At 71.7% G+C, this 22,099-nt stretch carries 25 protein-coding genes; 11 read left to right on the top strand and 14 right to left on the bottom strand.

Features of this window, described 5'->3' with window-relative positions:
* The first annotated feature begins 22 nt into the window (after nt 1–22).
* Nucleotides 23–397: a hypothetical protein gene (locus AB0G10_RS18625; protein WP_360922640.1), complete on the top strand. Its 375-nt coding sequence runs from the start codon at nt 23–25 to the stop codon at nt 395–397.
* Nucleotides 398–455: 58 nt separating this feature from the next.
* Here the strand turns inward: AB0G10_RS18625 and AB0G10_RS18630 are convergent, their stop codons facing one another.
* Together AB0G10_RS18630 and AB0G10_RS18635 are read right to left on the bottom strand one after the other, a co-directional pair.
* Nucleotides 456–1,592, bottom strand: a complete 1,137-nt coding sequence (locus AB0G10_RS18630) for a lipase (RefSeq protein WP_360922642.1) — start codon at nt 1,590–1,592, stop codon at nt 456–458.
* Between the two features lie 40 nt (nt 1,593–1,632).
* Nucleotides 1,633–2,313, bottom strand: coding sequence for a TetR/AcrR family transcriptional regulator (locus tag AB0G10_RS18635; RefSeq protein ID WP_360922645.1), 681 nt, complete (start codon nt 2,311–2,313; stop codon nt 1,633–1,635).
* 95 nt (nt 2,314–2,408) lie between these two features.
* Between AB0G10_RS18635 and AB0G10_RS18640 the strand changes: the two genes are divergently transcribed.
* The 5 genes from AB0G10_RS18640 (at nt 2,409) to AB0G10_RS18660 (ending at nt 6,918) form a co-directional block, all read left to right on the top strand.
* Nucleotides 2,409–3,185: an SDR family oxidoreductase gene (locus tag AB0G10_RS18640; RefSeq protein ID WP_360922648.1), complete on the top strand. Its 777-nt coding sequence runs from the start codon at nt 2,409–2,411 to the stop codon at nt 3,183–3,185.
* A gap of 122 nt (nt 3,186–3,307) precedes the next feature.
* Entirely contained in the window at nt 3,308–3,880 is a 573-nt protein-coding gene (locus tag AB0G10_RS18645) for a phosphoesterase PA-phosphatase (protein WP_360923066.1), read from the top strand.
* A gap of 15 nt (nt 3,881–3,895) precedes the next feature.
* Nucleotides 3,896–4,366: a hypothetical protein gene (locus AB0G10_RS18650; protein ID WP_360922651.1), complete on the top strand. Its 471-nt coding sequence runs from the start codon at nt 3,896–3,898 to the stop codon at nt 4,364–4,366.
* A gap of 66 nt (nt 4,367–4,432) precedes the next feature.
* On the top strand, nt 4,433–5,191 hold the full coding sequence (locus AB0G10_RS18655; RefSeq protein ID WP_360922654.1) for a class I SAM-dependent methyltransferase: 759 nt from the start codon (nt 4,433–4,435) through the stop codon (nt 5,189–5,191).
* A 140-nt stretch (nt 5,192–5,331) separates the two neighbouring features.
* Nucleotides 5,332–6,918: a peptide chain release factor 3 gene (locus AB0G10_RS18660; RefSeq protein ID WP_360922657.1), complete on the top strand. Its 1,587-nt coding sequence runs from the start codon at nt 5,332–5,334 to the stop codon at nt 6,916–6,918.
* A 19-nt stretch (nt 6,919–6,937) separates the two neighbouring features.
* Here AB0G10_RS18660 and AB0G10_RS18665 read toward each other — a convergent pair whose 3' ends face one another.
* From AB0G10_RS18665 to AB0G10_RS18690, 6 genes are all read right to left on the bottom strand, one after another.
* Nucleotides 6,938–7,294, bottom strand: coding sequence for a nitroreductase/quinone reductase family protein (locus tag AB0G10_RS18665; protein ID WP_360922660.1), 357 nt, complete (start codon nt 7,292–7,294; stop codon nt 6,938–6,940).
* Between the two features lie 53 nt (nt 7,295–7,347).
* Complete coding sequence (locus AB0G10_RS18670) at nt 7,348–7,818, bottom strand: hypothetical protein (protein WP_360922663.1); 471 nt, start codon at nt 7,816–7,818, stop codon at nt 7,348–7,350.
* Complete coding sequence (locus AB0G10_RS18675; protein WP_360922666.1) at nt 7,818–10,280, bottom strand: molybdopterin oxidoreductase family protein; 2,463 nt, start codon at nt 10,278–10,280, stop codon at nt 7,818–7,820. Before AB0G10_RS18675 ends, AB0G10_RS18670 begins: the two co-directional genes overlap by 1 nt.
* A gap of 179 nt (nt 10,281–10,459) precedes the next feature.
* Nucleotides 10,460–11,266 carry a CAP domain-containing protein gene (locus tag AB0G10_RS18680; protein WP_360922669.1) on the bottom strand — a complete coding sequence of 269 codons (807 nt, stop codon included), beginning with the start codon at nt 11,264–11,266 and terminating at the stop codon, nt 10,460–10,462.
* A 102-nt stretch (nt 11,267–11,368) separates the two neighbouring features.
* The gene (locus AB0G10_RS18685) at nt 11,369–11,755 is read right to left on the bottom strand and encodes a DUF6069 family protein (RefSeq protein ID WP_360922672.1); all 387 of its coding nucleotides are present in this window, start codon (nt 11,753–11,755) and stop codon (nt 11,369–11,371) included.
* Nucleotides 11,752–12,705 carry an RNA polymerase subunit sigma-70 gene (locus AB0G10_RS18690; protein WP_360922675.1) on the bottom strand — a complete coding sequence of 318 codons (954 nt, stop codon included), beginning with the start codon at nt 12,703–12,705 and terminating at the stop codon, nt 11,752–11,754. The genes AB0G10_RS18685 and AB0G10_RS18690 overlap by 4 nt, the downstream gene beginning before the upstream one ends.
* Nucleotides 12,706–12,881: 176 nt before the next feature.
* Here AB0G10_RS18690 and AB0G10_RS18695 point away from each other — a divergent pair, with 176 nt between their 5' ends.
* Nucleotides 12,882–13,835, top strand: coding sequence for a beta-ketoacyl-ACP synthase 3 (locus AB0G10_RS18695; protein WP_360922678.1), 954 nt, complete (start codon nt 12,882–12,884; stop codon nt 13,833–13,835).
* On the opposite strand, the gene AB0G10_RS18700 is transcribed toward AB0G10_RS18695, so the two are convergent.
* Together AB0G10_RS18700 and AB0G10_RS18705 are read right to left on the bottom strand one after the other, a co-directional pair.
* The gene (locus AB0G10_RS18700; RefSeq protein WP_360922681.1) at nt 13,814–14,197 is read right to left on the bottom strand and encodes a hypothetical protein; all 384 of its coding nucleotides are present in this window, start codon (nt 14,195–14,197) and stop codon (nt 13,814–13,816) included. The two genes, AB0G10_RS18695 and AB0G10_RS18700, sit on opposite strands and share 22 nt — an antisense overlap.
* A 28-nt stretch (nt 14,198–14,225) precedes the next feature.
* Nucleotides 14,226–15,284 carry a polyprenyl synthetase family protein gene (locus AB0G10_RS18705; protein WP_360922684.1) on the bottom strand — a complete coding sequence of 353 codons (1,059 nt, stop codon included), beginning with the start codon at nt 15,282–15,284 and terminating at the stop codon, nt 14,226–14,228.
* 77 nt (nt 15,285–15,361) lie between these two features.
* On the opposite strand from AB0G10_RS18705, the gene AB0G10_RS18710 reads away from it, so the two are divergent.
* Both AB0G10_RS18710 and AB0G10_RS18715 read left to right on the top strand, forming a co-directional pair.
* Nucleotides 15,362–16,183, top strand: a complete 822-nt coding sequence (locus AB0G10_RS18710; RefSeq protein ID WP_360922687.1) for an alpha/beta fold hydrolase — start codon at nt 15,362–15,364, stop codon at nt 16,181–16,183.
* Nucleotides 16,184–16,258: 75 nt separating this feature from the next.
* Nucleotides 16,259–17,056, top strand: a complete 798-nt coding sequence (locus tag AB0G10_RS18715; RefSeq protein ID WP_360922690.1) for a PRC and DUF2382 domain-containing protein — start codon at nt 16,259–16,261, stop codon at nt 17,054–17,056.
* Nucleotides 17,057–17,110: 54 nt separating this feature from the next.
* Here the strand turns inward: AB0G10_RS18715 and AB0G10_RS18720 are convergent, their stop codons facing one another.
* Nucleotides 17,111–17,866 carry an ABC transporter permease gene (locus tag AB0G10_RS18720; RefSeq protein WP_360922693.1) on the bottom strand — a complete coding sequence of 252 codons (756 nt, stop codon included), beginning with the start codon at nt 17,864–17,866 and terminating at the stop codon, nt 17,111–17,113.
* Nucleotides 17,863–18,576 (bottom strand): ATP-binding cassette domain-containing protein, encoded by a 714-nt coding sequence (locus tag AB0G10_RS18725; protein WP_360922695.1) that lies wholly within the window; start codon nt 18,574–18,576, stop codon nt 17,863–17,865. Before AB0G10_RS18725 ends, AB0G10_RS18720 begins: the two co-directional genes overlap by 4 nt.
* An 87-nt stretch (nt 18,577–18,663) precedes the next feature.
* Here AB0G10_RS18725 and AB0G10_RS18730 point away from each other — a divergent pair, with 87 nt between their 5' ends.
* Both AB0G10_RS18730 and AB0G10_RS18735 read left to right on the top strand, forming a co-directional pair.
* Entirely contained in the window at nt 18,664–19,812 is a 1,149-nt protein-coding gene (locus AB0G10_RS18730; protein ID WP_360922698.1) for a sensor histidine kinase, read from the top strand.
* Complete coding sequence (locus AB0G10_RS18735; protein WP_360922700.1) at nt 19,809–20,513, top strand: response regulator transcription factor; 705 nt, start codon at nt 19,809–19,811, stop codon at nt 20,511–20,513. Before AB0G10_RS18730 ends, AB0G10_RS18735 begins: the two co-directional genes overlap by 4 nt.
* Here AB0G10_RS18735 and AB0G10_RS18740 read toward each other — a convergent pair.
* Together AB0G10_RS18740 and AB0G10_RS18745 are read right to left on the bottom strand one after the other, a co-directional pair.
* A complete protein-coding gene (locus tag AB0G10_RS18740) occupies nt 20,443–21,240 on the bottom strand; it encodes an SAM-dependent methyltransferase (protein ID WP_360922702.1) in 798 nt (265 codons plus the stop codon). The genes AB0G10_RS18735 and AB0G10_RS18740 overlap by 71 nt on opposite strands.
* A gap of 10 nt (nt 21,241–21,250) precedes the next feature.
* On the bottom strand, nt 21,251–21,850 hold the full coding sequence (locus AB0G10_RS18745) for a DUF998 domain-containing protein (protein WP_360922705.1): 600 nt from the start codon (nt 21,848–21,850) through the stop codon (nt 21,251–21,253).
* Between the last annotated feature and the right edge of the window lie 249 nt (nt 21,851–22,099).

Below are 22,099 nucleotides of genomic sequence, written 5' to 3' on the forward strand. Positions count from 1 at the left end.
GTTATCTCGGCACTCCCGGCGAATGGGGAAGATCGCCGCCGATGACCTGGCCGTCGCGTTGAGCGAGGTGGCCCGGTCGTTGCCGCACGAGACCGATGAGCAGGGCACGGCCCGCGGGCACGACACCGTCCTGCTCCCGGACACGACAGTCGACGACCGGTGGCCCGCGTTCGCCGGCCTGTCGGTACGCCTGGGCGCGCTCGGCCGCCGGGATGAGGGGCTGGCCGCGAGCGTGGAAGCCGTCGGCGTCTACCGGAATCTGGCGAGGGCCCGCCCGGACGCCTTCCTGCCCGACCTGGCGCTGTCGCTGAACAACCTGTCGATCCGCCTGGGCGAGCTGGGCCGCCGGGATGAGGGGCTGGCCGCCTGGCTCACGAACCTGGAGGAACCGGGCTGACGGCCGCGCAAGCCGGTGCCGGGCACCCCCGTGGCGCCCGGCACCGGCTTCCGGCCGATCACGGCCGGTGGAACATCACCTCCGGGTAGGCGGCGCTGGGGCCGTCCAGCAGCGGCTGCGCGACGCCCCGCAGGTGTCTGTCGAAGAAGGCGACCACATACGTCCGTACGATCGCGGTGGTCCTGTCTCCGGGAAGGGGCGACTCCGGGTCCGCCAATCCCGCCTGGTCGGCGATCACGGCGACGTCGCTGAAGTCGAGGTGACCGGTACCGGTCACGGTGAGCCAGCGCTTCCAGCCGCCCAGCTTCTGGTAGTCGCGATCCCAGGTGTAGTCGCGGCCGCCCGGCGCGTGCGGCGGCGTGCCGAGCATGAGGAACGGCCGGTCGAGGCCCTCGGCGACCGGACTCACGAACGTGCCGTCCATGTTGATGCCGGCCCGTACCCGCCGGTCCGCGGCCATGGTCGCGGCCGCCGCGTTGCCGCCGATGGAGTGGCCGGCCATGCCGATCCGGGTGAAGTCGATCATGCGGGCGTGCCGCCAGCCGCCGAGCCGGTCGAGCACGAGACCCACGTCGCCGGCCCGGCCGAGCGGCAGCCGCGCGGACTCCTCCAGCGTCGCGCCGTCGAGGACCTCGCAGGCGGTGCAGGTGAGCGTCCGGCCGCCGGGGAAGAGGGAGCCCGCCGATTCGTACGCGTGGTCGATCGCGGCCACCACGTACCCACGGCTGGCGAGCTGCTCGGCGAGAGCCGTCAGGGTGTGCCGGTGCAGGGTGAACCCGGGCGAGAGCACCACCAGCGGGAACCGGCCGCGCCGCGGTTCGGCCCCGGTCCGCGCGGTGCCCCGGGTGGCACTGAGCCGGTCGGCGTCGACGGCCCCGGCCGCGCCCTGCATCTCGAGGAACAGCCGGGCCTCCGTCGCGGTGAGATAGCCGGCGGCCCGCCCCTTCCGCGACGCGGCCGGGTAGTACATCGAGACCATCAGCTCCCGGTCCCGCTCCGGCACCCACTGATCCCGGCGCTCCCGATCCACCAGATGCAGCACGTCCCGCCCGACCTCATGCTTGCCGGTCGGCGCCGGCAGCACGAATCCGGCGGGGCTCGCGGCGGCCGGCGCAGGCGCGACGACCGGTGGCGCGACGACGGCGACGGCCGCGGCGAGGGCGATCGTGGCAATGGCCTTTCTCGATCTCAGCATGCCCGCATCATCGGCATCCGTCGCTGTGAGGGGACTGAGCTCAGCTGAGAGGATCCACAGCCGTGCGCGCCTCGATGCCGTCGAGGATGCAGTCCAGGCCGAACGCGAACCCGTCGTGGGCGGCCGGCCCGAACGCGGACGCCTCGATCAGCGCCGGGTAGTCGCCGGCGTGCTCCCGCAGCAGCTCGTTCAACGTCGCCGCCAGCGCGGCGCCCTCCTCGGCGGCGATGCCCGCCGCGGCCTGCACCTGCGCGCGCACGTGCCCGAGGACCACGAGCGCGGCGTCCACCCGCTGCGGGCCGGTCAGCCCGGTCCCGGCCAGGGCGGCCGCCGCGCGTTCGAGCCAGCTCAACTCCTTGGGCCCGATCGGCCGGGCCTGCATGGTCGCCGTGGCCAGCCAGGGGTGCTCGCCGAAGACCGCGTGCAGCCGCGTCGCCCAGGTGCGCAGCGCCGGCTTCCACCCCGCGGAGGCGTCCAGCGGCGGCGCCGTGCCCAGTGCCGTGTCGATCATCAGCGTGACCAGGTCGGTCCGCTTCGGCACATAGCGGTAGAGCGACATCGCGGTGTACCCGAACCGCTCGGCCAGCCGCTGCATGGTGACCGCCGGCAGCCCCTCGGCGTCGGCCATCGCGACGGCCGCCTCGACGATCTGCGCGACCGTCAGCACCGGCCGCGGCCCCCGGCTGCGTTTCCCGTCCCGGCCCCACAACAGGTCCACCACCGGCCGGCTCCCTTCGGTATTGACGACCCTTGCGCGCCGAGTATATAACGTAAACAGTTTTGCTTACGCCATAAACAGTTTGGGAGACGATCGAGATGACGACGAGGACGGCACTGGTCACCGGCGGCTCACGGGGCATCGGCCGGGAGATCTGCATTCAGCTGGCGGCGCAGGGCGCGCTGGTGGCGGTGCACTACGCCGGCGACGACGCGGCTGCCCGGCAGACCGTGGAGCTCATCGAGGCGGCGGGCGGGTCGGCGTTCCCGATCCGGGCCCGGTTCGGTGAGGAGGGCGATGTGGACACGGTGATCACCGCGCTGGAGGAGGGGCTGCGCGAGCGCACCGGGACGGCCCACCTCGACGTCCTGGTCAACAACGCCGCGATCAACGACTCCGCGGGCGGCATCGACGGCGAGACGCCCGAGGCGTTCGACAGGCTCTTCGCCGTGAACGTGCGGGCGCCGTTCTTCCTGATCCAGCGGGCGCTGCCGCTGATGGGCGCCGGCGGCCGGGTCATCAACATCGGCTCCGGGGTCACCCGGATCGCCCTGCCGGGCGAGCTCGCCTACGCCATGACCAAGGCCGCCATGGCGACCCTGACCCGGAACGTCGCCAACGACCTCGGCGCGCGGGGCATCACCATCAACACCGTGGCGCCCGGTCCCACCCGTACCGAAAGAATGGCTGCCTTTCTCGATCATCCGCAGGCGCAGGCCGCGATCGCCGGGAACCAGGCGATCGAGAGGGTCGGCACGCCCGCCGACATCGCCGCCGTGGTCGCCTTCCTCGCCACCGACGCCGCGGGCTGGCTGACCGCCAATGTCCTCGACGCGACCGGCGGCACCTACCTGGGCCCGAAGCGGATGGGTTGACGGCAGCGATTCAAGAGCCTTTATTTCTGTACGTGTCCCCGGAGCAGACTTCCCACATCCCCCAGCAGCGGTCCGCCGGGCAGCCCACGCCGCCGCTCGCCGGAAACGTCCCGGAGAATCGCGTGGCCCGGCTGCTCACCGAGATCTTCTCGCCGGGCATCCTGGTCGCCGGCCTGCTGATCGCGGTCGCCTGGCACTCGGCGGAATCGGTGCGGCAGGCGGTCACCATGGGTCTCGTCGCGGTGGCGTCGGCGAGCCTGCTGCCGATGTACTACATCCTCCGCGGCGTCCGCCGCCGGCGCTGGACCGACAAGCACCTCGTCGTGCACTCCCAGCGCCGCTGGCCGCTTCTGATCATCCTGCTCTCCACCGCGGGCGGCACCGCCACGCTCGCCCTGGCCGGCGCGCCGCGGCAGCTGCTCGCCCTGATCGCGTCGATGCTGGCGTCGCTGCTGGTCGCCGTGCCGGTGACGGTCCTGCTGCGCTGGGGCATCTCGATCCACGCCCTGGTCGCGGCCGGAACGGTGGCAGCCCTCTGCGTCGTCTTCGGCCCGGCGCTCGCGGTGCTGCTGCCGCTCGCGCCGGCGGTGGGCTGGGCGCGGGTGGCCCTCGGCGAGCACACGATCGGCCAGGTGGTCGCCGGCGGTGTGCTGGGAGCCGCCGCGACCGGTTTGCTCTTCCCTCTCCTTGCCTGACAGTGGGTGTCAGTCATGACCGGTGATGATCACCGCATGAACGACTTCGACTTCCTCACCGGCTCGTGGAACGTGACGAACCGCCGGCTCGCCACCCTGTTCAGCGGCAGCGACGAGTGGGAGACCTTCCCCGGCGTCAGCACCTGCAACCCGATCTTCGAGGGCGGTTGCAACACCGAGGAGATCGCCTTCCCGACCCTCGGCAGCAGCGGCCTCACGCTGCGCCTCTTCGACACCGAGCGCGAGGAGTGGTCGATCTACTGGGCGAGCAGCCGCACCGGCCTGCTCTACCCACCCGTCGTCGGCACCTTCACCGACGGCCGGGGCGACTTCTACGGCGACGACACCCACGACGGCAAGCCCATCAGAGCCCACTTCATCTGGTCCGGCATCACCCCCACCTCGGCCCGCTGGGAGCAGGAGTTCTCCGCCGACGGCGGCCGGACCTGGGAGTCCAACTGGGTGATGACCTACACCCGAGCCTGACCGGATCGACGCTCCACCCGGCGCGGCGGCCCGGTGCGTGCGGGGGAGCGGCGGGGAGGCTCCTGCGTGTTGACTGTGCTCGTGGATCGTCAACGGCTCAGCAGCATCGCGCACACCCATCACCCGATCGCGGCGCCGATCTCCGGCGTGAACCTCAACCGCCTGCTGCGCCGGGCCGGCCGCGAACCCGCGGCCCGGATCCTCGACCTCGGCTGCGGCGAGGCGGCGTGGTCGCTGCAGGCCCTGGCGCACTACCCGGACGGGGTGGCCGACGGCCTCGACATCAACCCGTTCGCGCTGGAGCGCGCGGCGGCCGCCGCCGCTGAGCGCGGGCTCGCCGACCGGCTTCTGCTGCACGAGCGGGACGTACGGGAGTACCCGGCGGACGGCGGCTACGACCTGGTCCTCTGCGTCGGCTCGACGCACGCGTTCGGTGGATTCCGGAAGACCCTCGACGCGGCCGGGCGGCACGTGACGGCCGATGGCGTGCTGATGATCGGCGAGGGGTTCTGGGCGGTGCCGCCGATCCCGGCGGCGCTGGACGCGCTGGACGCGGCCGAGTCGGATCACACCGACCTGGCCGGTCTGGTCGCCGTGGCCGCCGAGGCCGGCTGGGCGCCGGTGTACGCGCACGTCAGTGAGGCCGCCGAGTGGGACGACTACGAGTGGTCGTGGACCGGTTCGCTGACCGAGTGGGCGCTGGACAATCCGGGACATCCGGACTCCGCGGCGGCGCTGGCGATCGCGCGGGAGCACCGGACCGGATGGCTGGCGGGCTATCGCGGCGTGCTCGGCTTCGTGACCCTGGTGCTGCGCCGGGCCTGACGGCGGCGTGCAGGCGACCTCACCGGACGGGTGAGGTCGGTCACGGTGGGTGCTCGGAAGGGCTGGTCGGCAAGGGCCGCGGCGTTACCGTCCGTCGGGCAGTGGAGAATGGCTGAAGACGTGGTCAGAAGGAGCAGAGTGTGAGTCAGAACGTGCTGGCGCCGGCGTCCGGAGTTGCCCGGGAAGCGAGCCGGAGGCGGACGTTCGCGGTGATCTCGCACCCGGACGCCGGAAAGTCGACCATGACCGAGGCGCTGGCGCTGCACGCGCGGGTGATCGGGCAGGCCGGCGCGGTCCACGGCAAGGGTGACCGGCGGGGCGTGGTGTCCGACTGGATGGCGATGGAGCAGGAGCGCGGCATCTCGGTGACGTCCGCGGCGCTGCAGTTCTCCTACCGGGACACCGTGATCAACCTGCTGGACACGCCGGGGCACGCCGACTTCTCCGAGGACACCTACCGGGTGCTCACCGCCGTCGACAGCGCTGTCATGCTGCTCGACGCCGCGAAGGGGCTGGAGCCGCAGACGCTGAAGCTGTTCGAGGTGTGCCGGCAGCGCGGCATCCCGGTGATCACGTTCATCAACAAGTGGGACCGGCCCGGCCTGGACGCGCTCGCGCTGATGGACGAGATCGAGCAGCGGATCGGCTTGAAGCCGGCCCCGCTGACCTGGCCGGTCGGCATCGCCGGGCAGTTCCAGGGCGTGATCGACCGCCGGACCGGTGACTTCACCCGGATGCAGCGTTCCCCGGGCGGCGCCGACCTCGCCATCGAGGAGGAGATGAGCGCGGCCGAGGCGGCCGAGCGCTACGGCGCCGACTGGGTCACCGCCACCGAGGAGCTGGAGCTTCTCGAGATGACCGGCGCCGACTACGACGAGAAGGAGTTCCTCGCCGCCAAGACGACGCCGGTGCTCTTCGGCGCCGCGGTCGCGAACCTCGGGGTACGCCAACTGCTGAACATCCTGCTGGAGCTGGCCCCGGCCCCGTCCGCCCGGCCGACGGTGGCCGGCGCCGAACGTCCGGTCGACGGCACCTTCTCCGGGTTCGTGTTCAAGATCCAGGCGAACATGAACCGCACCCACCGCGACCAGGTCGCCTTCGTCCGGGTCAACTCCGGTAGATTCGAGCGCGGCATGATCGTCACGCATGCCGGCACCGGCAAGCCGTTCACCACGAAGTACGCCCAGCAGATCTTCGGCCAGGGCCGCGACACCATCGACGAGGCATACCCCGGCGACGTGATCGGCCTGGTCAACGCCACATCCCTCGGCATGGGCGACACCCTGTACGCGGGTGATCCCGTACAGTATCCGGCTCTTCCGTCGTTCCCCCCGGAGCACTTCGCCGTGGTGAGCACCACCGACACGTCGGCGTTCAAGCGCTTCCGGCGCGGCATCGAGCAGCTCGACGGCGAGGGTGTCGTGCAGGTGCTGCGGTCCGAGCAGCGCGGCGACCAGTCCCCGGTGCTCGCCGCGGTCGGCCCGATGCAGTTCGAGGTCGCCACCCACCGGCTGGAGGCCGAGTTCGGGGTGAAGGTCCAGCTCAACCACCTTCCGTACGAACTGGCGGTGCGCACCGACGAGGCGGGCCGGGAGATCCTGCGCCCCGAGTCCGGCATCGAGGTGATGACCCGGGTCCGCGACGGCGCCCTGCTCGCCGTCTTCCCTCACAAGTGGCGGATGCGGTCGATCGCGAGCCGCTACCCGGAGCTCCAACTCGACGCGTAGGTGTTCGACGGCCCGCCGCTCAGTCCAGTTCGATCTCCACGAGCGGACTTCCCGCGAGCCAGGACTCCACGGTGCCCGCCCAGCTCAGCGCCGGCACGATCTCGTTGAAGACGCGGGCCCGCTCCTCCGGGTCGGTCACCAGCCGGGCCCGCACCCGCAGATCCCGATCACGCAGGTGCAGGGTGAAGGTGGGATCGGCGGCCAGGTTGGCGTACCAGTCGCGGCGGCCCGGGCTGCCGGTCAGCCAATAGCGACCGGCGGCCCGGTAGCGCCACGTCTCCAGCCTGCGCGGGCGGCCGCTGCGCCGCCCGATCGTGGTGATCTCCACGGTCTGCTGCCGGTCCAGCGCCTGCCGCACCTCGTCCGTCACGGTCATGCCGACATGATGCGACCTCAACAGGGCTTCATGTCCAGGCCACGAACGACGACCTAGCCGCCGACGATCAGTGGCTGCGGGGCCGCCGCCTTCATCCGCGTGTTGAGCCAGGACAGCTGCCGCGAGTTCTGGCCGGACGCGTGCTCGCACAGCTCGATCAGCTCGTCGTCCCGCAGGCCCTGCGCCGCCTGGTGGACCACCGTCCACGTGGTCTGCGTCAGCGTCCCGAGCACGTGCAGGTCCTGGAGGTCGCGCAGCAGGCCGACCGGGCCGCTGCGCACCTCGGCGAGGCCGTCGGCGTGCAGGCGCTCGGGTTCGCGGACGTCCGCGCCGTGGCGTTGCTCGCCGTAGCGCTCCACGATCGGCGTGAGGCGCTCGACGTGCTCGTCGCTCATCTTCGCGAGGGCCTGGCAGGTGAAGAGCACGTCCGGGTGCTGGGCGTGACCCTCCCCGACCGTGCGCAGCGAGGCCGCCATGGTCTGCTCGGCGTGGTGCACCAGACCGAGATAGATCACCAGATACATCAGCGGCCTCCGGCAAGAGCAGGATCATTCGGGTACGAGGGAAGCGGCACGGCCCGGCTGACCGTCGGGGCGCCGCCGGCCGTCTCCGGCACGCCGCCGGGCCGGGCGGGCGCCGAGGCCGCCGTGGTCGGCGCCGGTGCGGGCGAGGAGCCGTCGCGGACCTTGCGGACCCGGCAGGCGGCGGTCTTGAAGTAGGGCTGCTTCGAGACCGGGTCCCAGACCGTCATGGTGAGCTCGTTGGCCTGCCGGCCGGCCTCGCCCGGAAGGCCCGGGGTGCCGTAGTGGAACGGCGCGAACACGGCGCCCGGCATCACCCGCCCGACCCGGGCCTGTGCCTCGAGCGCGCCGCGCGGCGATTCGACCCGTACGAAATCGCCCTCGACGATGCCCAGGTGCTCGGCGTCGGAGGGGGACAGCTCGACCCACATGTCCGGGGCCGCCCGGCGCAGCGACTCGGCGCGGCCGGTCTTGGTGCGGGTGTGGAACTGGTAGACGGTCCGGCCGGTCGTGTAGAGCAGCGGATACTCCTCGCTGACCGGCTCGTGGGCGGGCGTGTAGTCGGCGCCCTTGAGGAACGCCCGGCCGTCGGCGCGCAGGGCCCGGTGCTCCTGCTCAGTGACGGTGGCGCCGGTCAGCAGGTCGTGGCCGTACGTCTCGCACTCGCCGGTCGCGGTCGGGAAGACGAAGTCGGCGTAGAGCCGGTCGGTGCCGTCCGGTGCGGCGTCGTTCACCGGCCACGGAATCCCGGCGCCCCGCAACTTCTCGTACGAAAGGCCGGTGTAGTCGGCGGGGCGGCCGCGGCTCGCCGCACGCCACGCGTCGAAGGCCTCCTCGGGGGTCCGCCACGGGATCAGTGGTTCGCCGGCGCTGTTCCGGAAGTCCATCGCCGCGGCGTACCCAAGAAAGATCTCCAAGTCGGAGCGCGCCTCACCCGGGGGCTCGACCGCCTTCTCGGAGAGGTGCACCGTGCGGTTGACGTTGGTGAACGTGCCGGTCTTCTCACCCCAGCCGGCCGCGGGCAGCACCACGTCGGCGAGCCGGGCCGTCTCGGTCAGGAACAGGTCCTGGACGATCACGAAGCACTGCTCGCCCGCGAGGATGCGGCGGATGCGCGCCGACTCCGGCAGGGACACGGCCGGGTTGGTCGCCGAGATCCAGAGCAGGCCGATCGAGCCCTCCTCGACATAGCTGAAGATCTGCATGGCGTGCGTCGGCGGCGCCCAGTGCGGGATCGTCAGCGGGTCGACCTTCCACAGCTCGGCGAGCTGCTTCACGTGCTCCTCGTTGTCCCAGTTGCGGAAGCCGGGCAGGTCGCCGTCGGCGCCGCACTCCCGGTTGTTCTGCGCGGTCGGCTGCCCGTTCATCTGCAGGATGCCGGAGCCCGGCCGCCCGATCAGCCCGCGCAGCAGGTGCAGGTTGTTCACCGCGACCGCGGAGGCGGTGGCCTGATGCGACTGGTAGAAGCCCTGGAGCACGGTGGAGAGCACGTTCCCGCTCGTACCGAAGATCTCCGCGGCCCGTCTGACTTCCGCGGCGTCGACCCCGCAGATCTCGGCGACGTGCTCGGGCGTGTACGACTCGACGATCGCCCGCAGGTCGTCGACGCCGAGCGTGTGCTCGGCCACCCACTTCTCGTCGACCCACCCGTTTTTGAAGAGTTCCCTGGTCAGGCCGTTCATCAGCGCCAGGTTGGTGCCGACGCGCGGCGCCAGGTGTACGCCTCCCGTCCGCTCCGCCTCCTCGGCCACCTTCGTCCGCCGCGGGTCGACGCAGACCAGCACGGGCGGATCGCCGGCCCGGGTGCGGTCCAGGATGCGCGACCAGAGCACGGTCTGCGTCTCGGCCATGTTGTGCCCGTACAGGAAGATCGCGTCGCAGTGCTCGATGTCGGTGTACGACCCCGGCTGCCCGTCCGCGCCGAACGACTCCTTGAGCGCCGCCGCGGCGGTGGCCGTGCACAGCCGGGTGTTGCCGTCCATGTGCGGGGTGCCGATGCCGGCCTTCCCGATCACCGCGAGCGTGTAGTACTCCTCGAGGAACAGCTGCCCACTGGTGTAGAAGGCGTGCTCCAGCGGCTTCAATCGCTTCGACACCTCGACGATGCGGTTCATGGCAGTGTCCCAGTCGCACTCGACGAGCACGCCGTTCTCCCGGATCATCGGCCTGGTGAGCCGGTCCTTCGACCGCGACCAGGCGGTGCTGCCGTACAGCCCCTTCGGCCCGAGCCGCCCGTGGTTGACGACGTCACCGGCCCGCCCGCGGATGCCGACCATCCGGCCGTCCTTGACCGCGATGTCACACCCGCACCCGTTGCTGCACAGCAGGCAGGCGCTCGGCACCCACTTCTCGACCTGATCCTCGCCGACGCCGTCCTCGAGATACTGGTCGACGCGGGCCGGCCACACCGTGCCCTTCGCATGCGGTGTTCGTGGCCCCCAGATGTCAGCGATCCTGTCCGTCATGGGGGCTCGGCTACCCCTGCGCGCAAGCCTTCATGCACCCACCTCCCGCGTTCTTCGAACGGGCGACACCTCCCCACGGGTCCGTGTCGAGGACGTTCCCGGCGGCCGTCCTCGGTGGCGACGGGAGACGGCCCATCCGCGGCCCCACGCCATCACGAGGTCGGCGACGGCATCGGCCATCAGGCGGGGGTCGCGAAGACTTGGGTCCAGTATTGGGTGCCCGACGAGGACTTCGCGATGCCGACGCCGATCTCCTCGAAGCCGCAGTTGAGGATGTTGGCCTTGTGCCCGGGGCTGTTCATCCAGCCGTCCATGACGCTCGCGGCGCTGGTGTAGCCGGCCGCGACGTTCTCGCCGACGCCGCGCCACCGGTAGCCCTCGGCGGTGACCCGGTCGCCCATCGCCGCCTCGCCGGGAAGCTGGTGCGACATGCTGTTCTGCTCGGCCTGGAGCTCGGAGTGCTTCTGCGCGGCCGCCTGCAGACGGGATTCACTGGAGAGCCCGTCACAGCCGGCGGCCTGCCGTTCCACGTTGACCAGCCGGAGGACCTCGCCGGCCACCGAGTCGTCGCCGGTCGAGGGAGCCTCCGTGGTCTTCGCCGGGGCCGGCGTCGGGGACTTGCTGACCTTCCTGCTCGCCGACGGCCTCGGGCGGGCCTGGGAGGTGATGCTCGCGGAGGCGCTCGCGGACGGCGACGGCGCAACCGAGGCGGAGGCCGAAGCGGAAGACGACGGTTTCGGGGCCGTCGAGGCCGACGGGGAGGACGACGGCTCCGCATCCTCCTCAGCGGAAGACGCGGAAGACGAGGAAGCCGCCGGATCGGCGGTGGCGACGTCCACGACCTCGGGCGTCGTCGCGGCCAGCCGGATCTCCCGATCCCCGGAAGTGCTGCCCACGACGATGGCCGTGGAGCCGGCGCCGATCAGCCCCAGGGCCCCGATGGCCGTCAGGGTGTAGCGGATCCGCCGGTTGGGTGCGGTCGGCACGAACTTTCACCTCGTCGAGTCGTAGTAGCCGACCCATGATTCATTCATCGACGAGAGAAGAGATCATCGCTAAGACAGGCTTAAGGTTCGATTCATCGAGATCTAACGCTTCGCCTCGCGGAGGCTCCGCGTCAAGGTCACAATCATCACTGCGCCGGGTACGAGGTGAAGCCCGATCAGGCTGACGCGCGTGGCGGTGTCCGCCCCGGAGACGAGCGGCGGGATCAGCGAGACGACCGTCAACGCGACCGTCGTCCACAGGAACGGGCCGGCGGGCCGGGCGCTCCAGCGGAGGAACGCCACGGCCATGACCACCCCGACGACCGAGAAGAATCCGGTCACCACGGCGAATCCGGCCAGCGGGATGGTCTCGCCGCCGGACGGGATCGCGAAGCCGACGCCGGCCGCGAGGGCGAGCGCGGCGGCGAGCGTGGTGGCCGCCACCGCGATGACGGTGGCGAGCAGTCCCGTGGCCAGTACCCGTCTCACGGCTGCAGCCTCTCCGGGAGGCCGAGCCCGGCGAAGCGGTCGTGACCGAAGACGACCACCTCGGTGATCGCGCCGCCGGTGATCCGCAGGACGTCGAGGGTCAGCGGCAGAGCGGCGCCCTCGCTCTCCTGCCAGAGATAGAAGGCGACGGCGGGCTGCCGGTTCACCGCTGTCGGGACGCCGCGCAGGCCGGTCATGCCCTCGAAGCCGTCGGCGGTCCAGTCCTCGAGGACCGCCTCCCGGCCGAACCGCACGCCCGGGGTGGGCGGCATCGCGCTGCGGACGTCCTCGCGCAGCATCGCGGTGATCGCCGGGATGTCGGTGGTGACGCTCGCCTCGGTGAAGCGGCGCACCAGGTCCCGGACGGCGGCGTCGTCCCCGCCGCCGGTCCAGTCCTGCCGTTCGGCGGGCAGGTGCTCGCGCATCCCGGCGCGGGCCCGCTGCAGGGCGCTGTTCACCGAGTTGACCGAGTCGCCGAGCAGTTCGGCGACGTCCTTCGCGGGCCAGCCGAGCACGTCGCGCAGGATCAGCACGGCCCGCGGGCGCGGCGCCAGGTGCTGGACCGCGATCAGGTACGCCAGCTCGATCGTCTCCCGGGCGACGGCGGCCGTCTCCGGCGAGTCGGTGTCGCCGGCCGGCAGCTCGTCGAGCAGCCGGTCCGGGTACGGCTGCAGCCACGGCACCTCCCCGCCGGACGCCGGCTCCGGGCGGCGCTTCGCGAGCAGGTCGAGGCAGGCGTTCGTGGCGATCCGGTACAGCCAGGCCCGGAACGTCGACCGCCCCTCGTACGTCTCCCGGTGCCGCCACGCCCGCAGGAAGGTCTCCTGCACGGTGTCCTCGGCGTCCTCGAACGAGCCGAGCATGCGGTAGCAGTGCACGTGCAACTCGCGCCGGTGCTGTTCCAGCCTCTCCGCGGTCATGAGGTCATCCTTTCGCCCGTGGTCCGTCACAGGTGAGCCCGTGGTCGTCACAGGTGAGCCCGTGGTCGTCACAGGTAAGACGGCCGCGGGCGGAAGGACTCATCACCAGCGCCTGCGCCTCCACTGCGCTCGCTCCAGGGCTTGGTTACCGGTGAGGAACGAAAGAATCCGAGGGCGCCCAGGCGGGCATGCTTGGATACCGAGCTATGGCCACTCCTTTGCAGCGCCGCGCCGGTCACGCCGGGTCGCGCATCCTGAGCGTCGCCTCGTACAGGCCGCGGACCGAGGTGGGCAACGAGCCGATCGCGGCCCTCATCGACTCGAGCGACGAGTGGATCCGCCGCCGCTGCGGGATCGAGTCGCGGCGGCGCGCCGAGCCCGACGAGGACCTGGTCACGATGGCCGCGGCGGCCGCCTCCAAGGCGCTGGCCGGCGCCGGCGTCGACCCGCGGGACGTCTCGGCCGTGCTGGTGGCGACGATGTCGCACCGCGGCCGGGCCACCACCGCGGCGCCCCTGGTGGCCGACGCGCTCGGCGCCACCGGCGCCGCCGCGATGGACCTGGGGGCGGCGTGCGCCGGATTCCCGTACGCGCTGGCGACCGCCGACGCGCTCGTCCGCGGCGGCGCGGCCGGCTACGTGGTGCTGGTCGGCGCCGAGCGGATGACCGACATCATCGACGAGCGCGACCGGGGCACGGCGTTCCTCTTCGGCGACGGGGCGGGCGCGGTGGTCGTCGGCCCGGCGGAGACGTGCGGCATCGGCCCGGTGGTGTGGGGCGCCGACGGTGCGAAGAGCGAGGTGCTGCGGTACGACGAGGCGGGCATCCTGCGCATGGCCGGCCCCGAGGTCTTCCGCTGGGCGACGTCCGTCGTCCCCGACCTGGCCAGGAGCGCGCTGGACGCGGCCGGCATCGCCGCGGACGACCTCGCGGCCTTCATCCCGCACCAGGCCAACCTGCGGATCACCTCGGTCGTCGCCAAGTCCCTCGGGCTCGGACCGCACGTCAAGGTGGCCACCGACGTCATCACGAACGGCAACACCGGCGCGGCCTCCATCCCGCAGGCCATGGCGGCCCTGCCCGGCACGACCGGTCCCGCCCTGCTCGTGGGCTTCGGCGCGGGCCTCTCGTACGCGGCTCAGGTCGTCACGTTGCCCTGACCCGCATCCCCGCGTTCGTGGCGGCGGACCATGAGGACCGTCTCCACCACCAGCGTGGTCACCGCCAGCACCGCCGCGGTGAGCAGCGCCAGCGCCGAGCTGATCAGGATCAGGGTGCCGAGGCCGGCGCTCGCGTCGAGGCTGGAAGTGAAGTGCGCGACGTCGCCGCGGCAGTCGTCGCCGAAGCACGATCGCCGGTCCAGGGAGCTACCGACCGCGCAGAGGCCGACGAGCACGCCGGCGAGGGCGCCGGTCGGCGCGAGCCAGGCGAATCGGAGACGCTCGCGGCGGGTGCGCCGCCAGAGGACGGCCCAGCGCAGCGCGACGAGGGCCGGCAGGATCGCGATCGGCCACTGTGACATCGCCGAGCAGCATAGCCGGGCGGCCGGGTCACGCCGTGCGGGCGGTGGCCGCCTGGGCCAGGCCGAGCAGCACCGATCGGGCCTCGTCGTCGACGGCGGCGGTGTCCAGGGCGGACACCGACCGTTCCAGCAGGCCGGCGATCATGGTCTCCACGGCGGCGAGGGCGCCCGAGGACACGATGATGTCGCGCAGGGTGTCGATCTCGGCGGGGCCCGGCGGCGGGCCGGTGAGCAGGGCGGTCATGGTGTCCCGCTGAGTCCGGGAGCCGTTCTGCAGGGCGAGCGCTATCAGCACCGTACGTTTGCCCTCGCGCAGATCGTCGCCGGCGGGCTTCCCGGTGCGGGACGGGTCGCCGAAGACGCCCAGGACGTCGTCCCTCAGCTGGAAGGCCTCGCCGAGGGAGAGGCCGAAGCGGGACAGTCGGGCGAGCAGGTGGTCGTCGGCGCCGGCGAGCTGGGCGCCGAGCAGCAGCGGGTGCTCGACCGTGTACTTGGCGCTCTTGTAGTGCATGACGCGGCGGGCGCGGTGCAGGGCGTCCTCCGGGCGGCGGCCACCGGCGGCCTGTTCGAGCAGGTCGAGGTACTGCCCACCCATGAGCTGGGTGCGCATGCCGTTGAAGACGCGGCGGCCGCGGGCGAGAGCGTACGAGGGGAGGGCGCTGCTCGTGTAGAGCTCGTCGCTCCAGGTCAGGCAGAGGTCGCCGGCCAGGACGGCGGCGGAGAGGCCGAAGTGGTCGGGGTCCCTGGCCCAGTCGTTGCCGCGGTGCAGGGCGGCGAAGCGGCGGTGCATCGACGGCGCGCCGCGGCGGGTGTCGGATCCGTCCATGACGTCGTCGTGGATCAGGGCGGCGGCCTGCAGGAACTCGAGGGAGGCCGCGGCCGTGACGATGCCCGGCTCACCGGCTGCGCCGGCCGCCTGCCAGGCCCAGTAGCAGAAGGCGGCCCGCAGGCGCTTGCCGCCGCTCATCAGATCGGAGACGTACCGGACCAGGGGAGCGCAGTCGGCGCTCACGTCGGCGAGCAGCTCGGCCTGCTGGGCGAGGAAAGCGTGGATCGTCCCGTCCAGGCCAGGTATCTCTGTCGTCATGATTCTCTATTATCAAGAAATCCGCTCGTGTTGCTAGTTGTCGCAGGTGACGGAGGTGGCACAATCGCGGCGGCACCATGATCTTCGAGGAAAGCAGCACCGTGACGCACAACCCGCTCGTCCTGATCTCACCGGCCATGGGGATCGGATCCCGCTACTACCGGCCGCTCGCCGAGGCGTTCGCCGCCCGGGGCTGGCAGGCGCGGGCGCTGACCAGGCGCGGCTTCGAGCCGGACGGGGTCCGGGCGTCGCGGACGCAGGACTGGTCCTACGACGACGAGATCGGGGACATGGCCGTCGCGGTCCGGGAAGCCCGCGCGGAGCTTCCGGAGCGGCCGGTGATCCTTCTCGGCCACAGTCTCGGCGCGCAGATCGCGGCGGGGCATCAGCTCACCCGGGTTCCGGCGGACGGGATGGTGACCGTGGGCGGCTGCCTCCCGTACCACCGGCACTATCCGCTCGGCGGTCCTCACCTCGTACTCATGGGCGGGGTCATCGTGCCGGTGCTGACCGGACTCTTCGGGTACCTGCCGAAACCGGCGTTCGGCGGGCCGGGCGCGCGGACCCTGATGCGCGAGTGGGGGCGGATGGCGGTGACCGGGCGGACCCCGTACCCGGCGGAGGCGCCCATCGCGAGCCCGGCGCTGCTGATCGCCCTGGACGGGGACCGGCTGGCGCCCGCGCCGGCGGTCGAGCGGTTCGGCGAGCGGCTGTTCGCGCCCGAAGGGGTGACGAACTGGGTGTACCGGAATGAGGACGTGCCGGAGGGTGCGAGCAACGACCACATCTACTGGGTGAAGTCGCCGGAGCCGGTCGTCCGGCGGATCGCGGAGTGGTGGAGCGCGGCAAGATCCCCCATGAGTGGACATGAGCGGCCAAACACGGATTCACTCACCTAACAGGGCGATAAGCGGTGTGAATGGGTCGTCGCGGGCCGGGTAGCAACTGGGCAACCCCAAGCGAAGGAGACGCTCGTGATCACCCAGGACAAGATCCATTCGCTCTACGGCCTCGACGTCGTCGACCGCGACGGCGACAAGATCGGCGAAGTGGGCGCCGTGTGGAACGACGCCGGCGGCCGGCCGGCGTGGGCCAGCGTCCGCACCGGCCTGTTCGGACTCAACGAGTCGCTGTTCCCGCTGCAGAACGCGGACCTGCGCGGCGACCAGGTGCTGCTGCCCTTCGAGAAGCGGACCGTCAAGGACGCGCCGAACGTCGACGCCGACCACGACGAGCCGCTGTCCCGCGACGAGGTGGACCGGCTCTACCAGCACTACGGGCTGAACTGGGACGAGACGTACCGGACGTACCAGGCCGAGGACTCCTACGGGTACTCCTCCGAGGGCGCGCACTCCTCCGGCTACGAGGGCGCGCACTCCTCCGAGGGGCGCGCCATGACCCGCTCGGAGGAGCGGCTCAACGTCGGCACCGAGACCGAGCAGGCCGGCCGGGCCCGGCTGCGCAAGTACGTGGTGACCGAGCAGGAGCAGGTCTCGGTGCCGGTCCAGCGCGAGGAGGTGCGCCTCGAGCGGGAGCCGATCACCGACGCCAACCGGGGTGACGCGTACGCCGGGCCGGACTTCACCGAGTCCGAGCACGAGGTGACCCTGCACGCCGAACGTCCGGTCGTCGACCGCGAGGCCGTCCCGGTCGAGCGGGTGCGGCTCGGCAAGGAGACGGTGACCGACGAGGAGCGGGTCGGTGGCGAGGTCCGCAAGGAGCGGATCGAGGCCGACTTCCCGGACGAGCGGGGCCGGCGCACCCTGGACTGACGCGGGGGAGGGGGAGCCGCCGGGCGGCGGCTTCCCCTCGTACCCGAAAGGATCTCAGGCCAGATCCCGGTGACGGAAACTCAGCGCTCCGAGGCCGAGCGTCACGATCACGTAGACCGCGGCCACCGCCGCGGCGCCGCCCTGGGACAGCAGGTAGGGGTGATCGCTTCCGGCCAGCTGCGGCGTCAGGTTGGGCAGCAGGACCGACGCGAACCGCAGCTGCCAGACCGCCGGCAGGAAGTGGGCGAAGATCGGGCAGACGAGGACGAGCGCGCCGAGCGTGGTGATCGCCGCCGCCGTCGACCGCAGGACCGTGCCCAAGCCGAGCGCGACGAGACAGGTCACCACCATGATCAGGGTCGCGCAGAGGACGGTCGGCACGGCGTCGGTCCATTGCGGCCACGGATTGATCGGCGCCGGGCGGTCGCCGAGCATGAGCCGGGCGTCGGCGAAGGCCAGGAGCGCGAACAGGGCGCCGCAGCCGAGCCCGATCAGGCCGGCCACCACCGCCTTCGCGCTGAGCAGGACGCGGCGCTGCGGCACGGCGAGCAGGGCCGGAGTCCGCTCGCTGGTGATCAGCATGGCCCCGATCGCACCGACGAAGAACATCACGAACGGCATGGTCACCACCGTCGGATCGGCGGTCTCGAAGTTGGCCCGGTCCGCCGCGGACGCCGCGTCGTACGAGCCGACCAGCAGAAACAGGATCAGCGCGCCCACCCCGGTGGCGATCACGCCACCGGCCAGCAGGGCCCAGGTAGAGCGCAGGGTGCGCACCTTCATCCACTCGGCGGCGATGGCGTGGGTCATCGGTACTCGACCTCCTCGTCGGTCAGCTCCAGATAGGCGTCCTCGAGCGTGCTGCCGTGCCGGGCCGTCAACTCGGCCACCGAGGCGTCCTCGATGAGCCGGCCCCGGCCGACGATCAACACCCGGTCGGCGGTCAGCGCCATCTCGGTCATCAGGTGGCTGGAGAGCAGCACGGTCCGGCCCTCGGCCGCGAGCGCCCGCAGCGTCTTCCGGATCCAGCGGACGCCGGACGCGTCGAGGCCGTTCACCGGCTCGTCGAGGACGATCACGGCGGGGTCGCCGAGCAGGGCGCCGGCGATGCCGAGCCGCTGCCGCATCCCGAGCGAGAAGCCGCCGACGCGTTTGCCCGCCACGCTCGCGAGGCCGGCCTGGTCCAGCACGGCTCTGACGCGCTGCTCGCCGATGCCGTTCGTCCGGGCCAGGCAGTTCAGGTGCGTGAACGCGGTGCGGCCCGGGTGGGCGGCGTCGGCGTCGAGCACCGCGCCCACCTCGTGCAGCGGATGCCGGATCTCGATGTAGCGCCGGCCGCCGATCAGCGCCTCGCCGGAGGTGGGCCGGTGCAGGCCGAGGAGCATGCGCAACGCGGTGGACTTGCCGGCGCCGTTCGGGCCGAGGAAACCGGTCACCACGCCGGGACGCACCTCGAAGGACAGCCGGTCGACGGCGGTCCTCGTCCCGTACCTCTTGGTCAGCTCTCGCAGCTCGATCATGTGGAAGATCGTGGCGCAGCTGAGGCTCCCTCCGCGTCTGACCACGGTCAGACGCGGAGGCTGTCCCGGGCCGGTAGCTTGAGGCGCGTGGATCTCGCCATCGCCCTCCTCATGACCTATCTGGCCGGTTCGGCGGTCCTCGATCCGCCCGGGCCGGCGTTCGAGGGTCCGGTCGCGATCGCCTGGCTGGCCGGTGTCCTGGTGGCGATGCCGCTGACGTTCCGCCGCCGGCGGCCACTGGTGGTGTTCGTGTTCGTGCTGGTGGCGGCGACTCTGGCGACCGGGCTCGGGGTGGTCGGGGTCGGGGTCATCGTGGTGACGTGGTTGCCGGTGGGGTTGGCGCTGTACACAGTGGCTTGCTCGGTTGGTCGATTTGTCGCCTTTGGGCTGCTGGCTGGCGGCTTACTTGCGGCAGCAATCACCATCCCACTACTATATTTCCGGATTTCTCAGGGTATTCTGGACACTGCTGCTGATCGCAGCGAGGTTCCACTGTGGTGGCAGGTGGAACTCGGTGTCGTCGTCGTCCTGCTGGTCACGGCCTGGGCGCTCGGCCGGCTGATGCGCTGGCGGCGGGAGGTGCAGGCCGAGGCCGCGCAGCGCCTGGCCCACGACATGGTCGCCGAGGAGCGGCTGCGGATCGCGCGCGAGCTGCACGACATCGTCGGGCACAGCCTCAGCCTCATCGCGGTGAAGGCGACCGTCGCGAACCACATCGCCGAGGAGCGGCCGGCGGAGGGGCGGGCCGCGCTCCAGGCGATCGAGAAGACGAGCAGGTCGGCCTTGACGGAGATCCGCCGGTTGCTGGACGTCTTGAGGACCGAGGACGATCCGGCCTCGCTGGACCCCGCACCCCACATTTCCGATTTGTCGGATTTAGTGGGGCGATATGACGTCGAGATCGATCTCGCCGTGGACGGGGTCGACGATCTTCCGCCGGCGCTCGGCCTCACCGTCTACCGCATCGTGCAGGAGTCGCTCACCAACGTGATCAAGCATGCGGGCGCGTCGCACTGCGCGATCAGCGTGCGCGGCGGCGACGGCGCGGTGCGCATCGAGGTGACCGACGACGGCGGCAGGCCGCCGTCGTCGAAGGGGCGGCGGGGGCAGGGCCTGATCGGCATGCGCGAGCGTGTTTCCCTGTACGGCGGAACGTTGACCGCCGGGGCGAACCCCGAAGGCCGTGGCTTTCGGGTGCTCGCCGTGATCCCCTTCTCGCCCGAGGATGGTTCGTGACCGACATCGCGGTACTGCTCGCCGACGACCAGGCGCTGATGCGCGAGAGTTTCCGGGCGCTGCTCGACGCCTCACCCGGATTCCACCCGGTCGCCGAAGCCGGCAACGGGGTGGAGGCCGTCGCCCTGGCCCGGCAGCACCGGCCCGACGTGGTGCTGATGGACGTGCGGATGCCCGAGATGGACGGCATCGAGGCGACCAGGCAGATCAGCGCCTCCGTCCCGGGCGTGCGCGTGCTCATCCTGACCACGTTCGATCTGGACGAGTACGTCTATGCGGCGCTCCGGGCCGGGGCGAGCGGATTCCTGGTCAAGGACACCACGGCCGCCGACCTGCTCACCGGCATCCGACTGGTCGCCGAGGGGGAGGCGCTGCTGGCGCCCCGGGTGACCCGGCGGCTGATCGAGGCGTTCGCCGGCACGTCCCCGTCCGCGTTCACCGGCCTGCCGATCACCGACCGCGAGCGGGAGGTGCTCACGCTGATCGCCCGGGGACTGTCCAACACCGAGATCGCCGGAGAGCTGTATCTCGGTGTCGGAACGGTGAAGACCCACATCACCCGGCTGCTGCAGAAGCTGGACGCCCGGGACCGCGCCCAGCTGGTGATCACCGCCTACGAGTCGGGGCTGGTCACGGCTTCCTCGCTACCGCCCCATAGGCGTCAAGCCACTCGACCGCCGCGTCCGGGCGCCACGCGGTGAGCTGCACCAGGCCCGGCTCCACCAGGTCGAGGCCGTCGAACAGGCCGCCGATCGCGTCCGGGCTGCGCAGGATGTACGGCACCCCGCCGCTCCGCACCAGCCGTTCGGCGCCCTCCACGACGGCCGGCGTGGTGTCGGTGCCGTCCCACAGCACCAGGTAGCTGCCCGGCGGCGTCGCGTCCATCACCTCGCCGACGATCGACGCCACCACCGCGAGGTCCGGCTCGTAGCCCAGCACGCCCATGAACATCACCGCGATCGGCTCGTCGAAGTCGAGCACCTTCCTCGCCTCGGCAAGGATCTTCTGCGGGTCGTGGTAGTCGGCGTCGACGTGGACGGTGCGCCCCTCCTCGGGCGTGTCGGCCATCAGCGCCCGGGCGTGCACCAGCACGAGCGGATCGTTGTCGACGTAGACCACCCGCGACTCGGGCGCGATCCCCTGAGCCACCTCGTGCGTGTTCTGCATGGTCGGCAACCCGGTCCCGATGTCCAGGAACTGCCGTATCCCGGCCTCCGCGGTCAGATGCCGTACCACCCGGATCAGAAACTTCCGGGACTGCTTCGCCATCAGCACGATCTCCGGATACACCTGCGCGACGCCGTCCCCGGCGGCCCGGTCGGCGGCGAAGTTGTCCTTGCCGCCCATCCAGTAGTTCCAGATGCGCGCGGCGTGCGGCACCTCGGGCTTGAGGTCGGGAGCGGTGGTCTGATCATCCGTGGACGCCATGGACAGCTTTCTATCGACAACATCCCCGGTCCGCAAGGGCCGATCGGCAGGACAGGACGACCGCCAGAGGCCAGAGCGCCTGCGCGCCGGCGGCCACGCGTTCGGCGAGGCCGGCCCGGCCGGTGCCGAGCGCGACGGCGAACCAGGCGACCAGTCCGAGGAGCACGGCCGCGGCAGCGAGCGACACGGCCGGCCGCAGCGCCCGCGGACCGCGACCGTCGCGGCGCCAGGCGAACGCGGGCCACACCGCCAGCGCCCCGAACGCCGCCGAGGCCGCGACCGCGTGCTGTGGTGAGGAACCGGTGACCGGCAGCGGGAACGCTGCCACCAGCACCGTCGCCACGCCGCCGAGGGCGAGCACGATCCGGCCCGGGAGGGCGGCGGGGGAGAGGCCCCGCGCGGTCACCGCGTGACAGATCCCGACGCCGGCGAGGGCCGCCGTCATGACCCACCGGTCGGTGGCGCCGTGCGCGGCCAGCGCGCTGATCGTCGAGGCCGTGCTGTCGAAGCCGCCGGGTTGCAGCCCGGCCGCGAGCGTCCACCCGCCGATCAGCAGGACGGGCGCCGCCGCCGAGGACAGCAGGGCCCACCCCGGCACCGTCGATCTCACCCGTCCATGGTGGCAGAGAGGCGAGGCCCGGCAGGATCGGTGACTCGCCACCGTGCGTGGCCGTCGGTTATGGCAAGCCGGCGTGTCGAGTTCGGGTGCGGATTGAGCCGGAAGTCAACACGCGGTGGGGGCTCTCGGTTGCGTGTTGAGTTGGGGTGCGGATTGAGCCGGAAGTCAACACGCGGTGGGGGCTCTCGGTTGCGTGTTGAGTTGGGGTGCGGATTGAGCCGGAAGTCAACACGCGGTGGG

It is taken from the genome of Actinoplanes sp. NPDC023714 (assembly GCF_040639855.1).
Classification (GTDB): domain Bacteria; phylum Actinomycetota; class Actinomycetes; order Mycobacteriales; family Micromonosporaceae; genus Actinoplanes.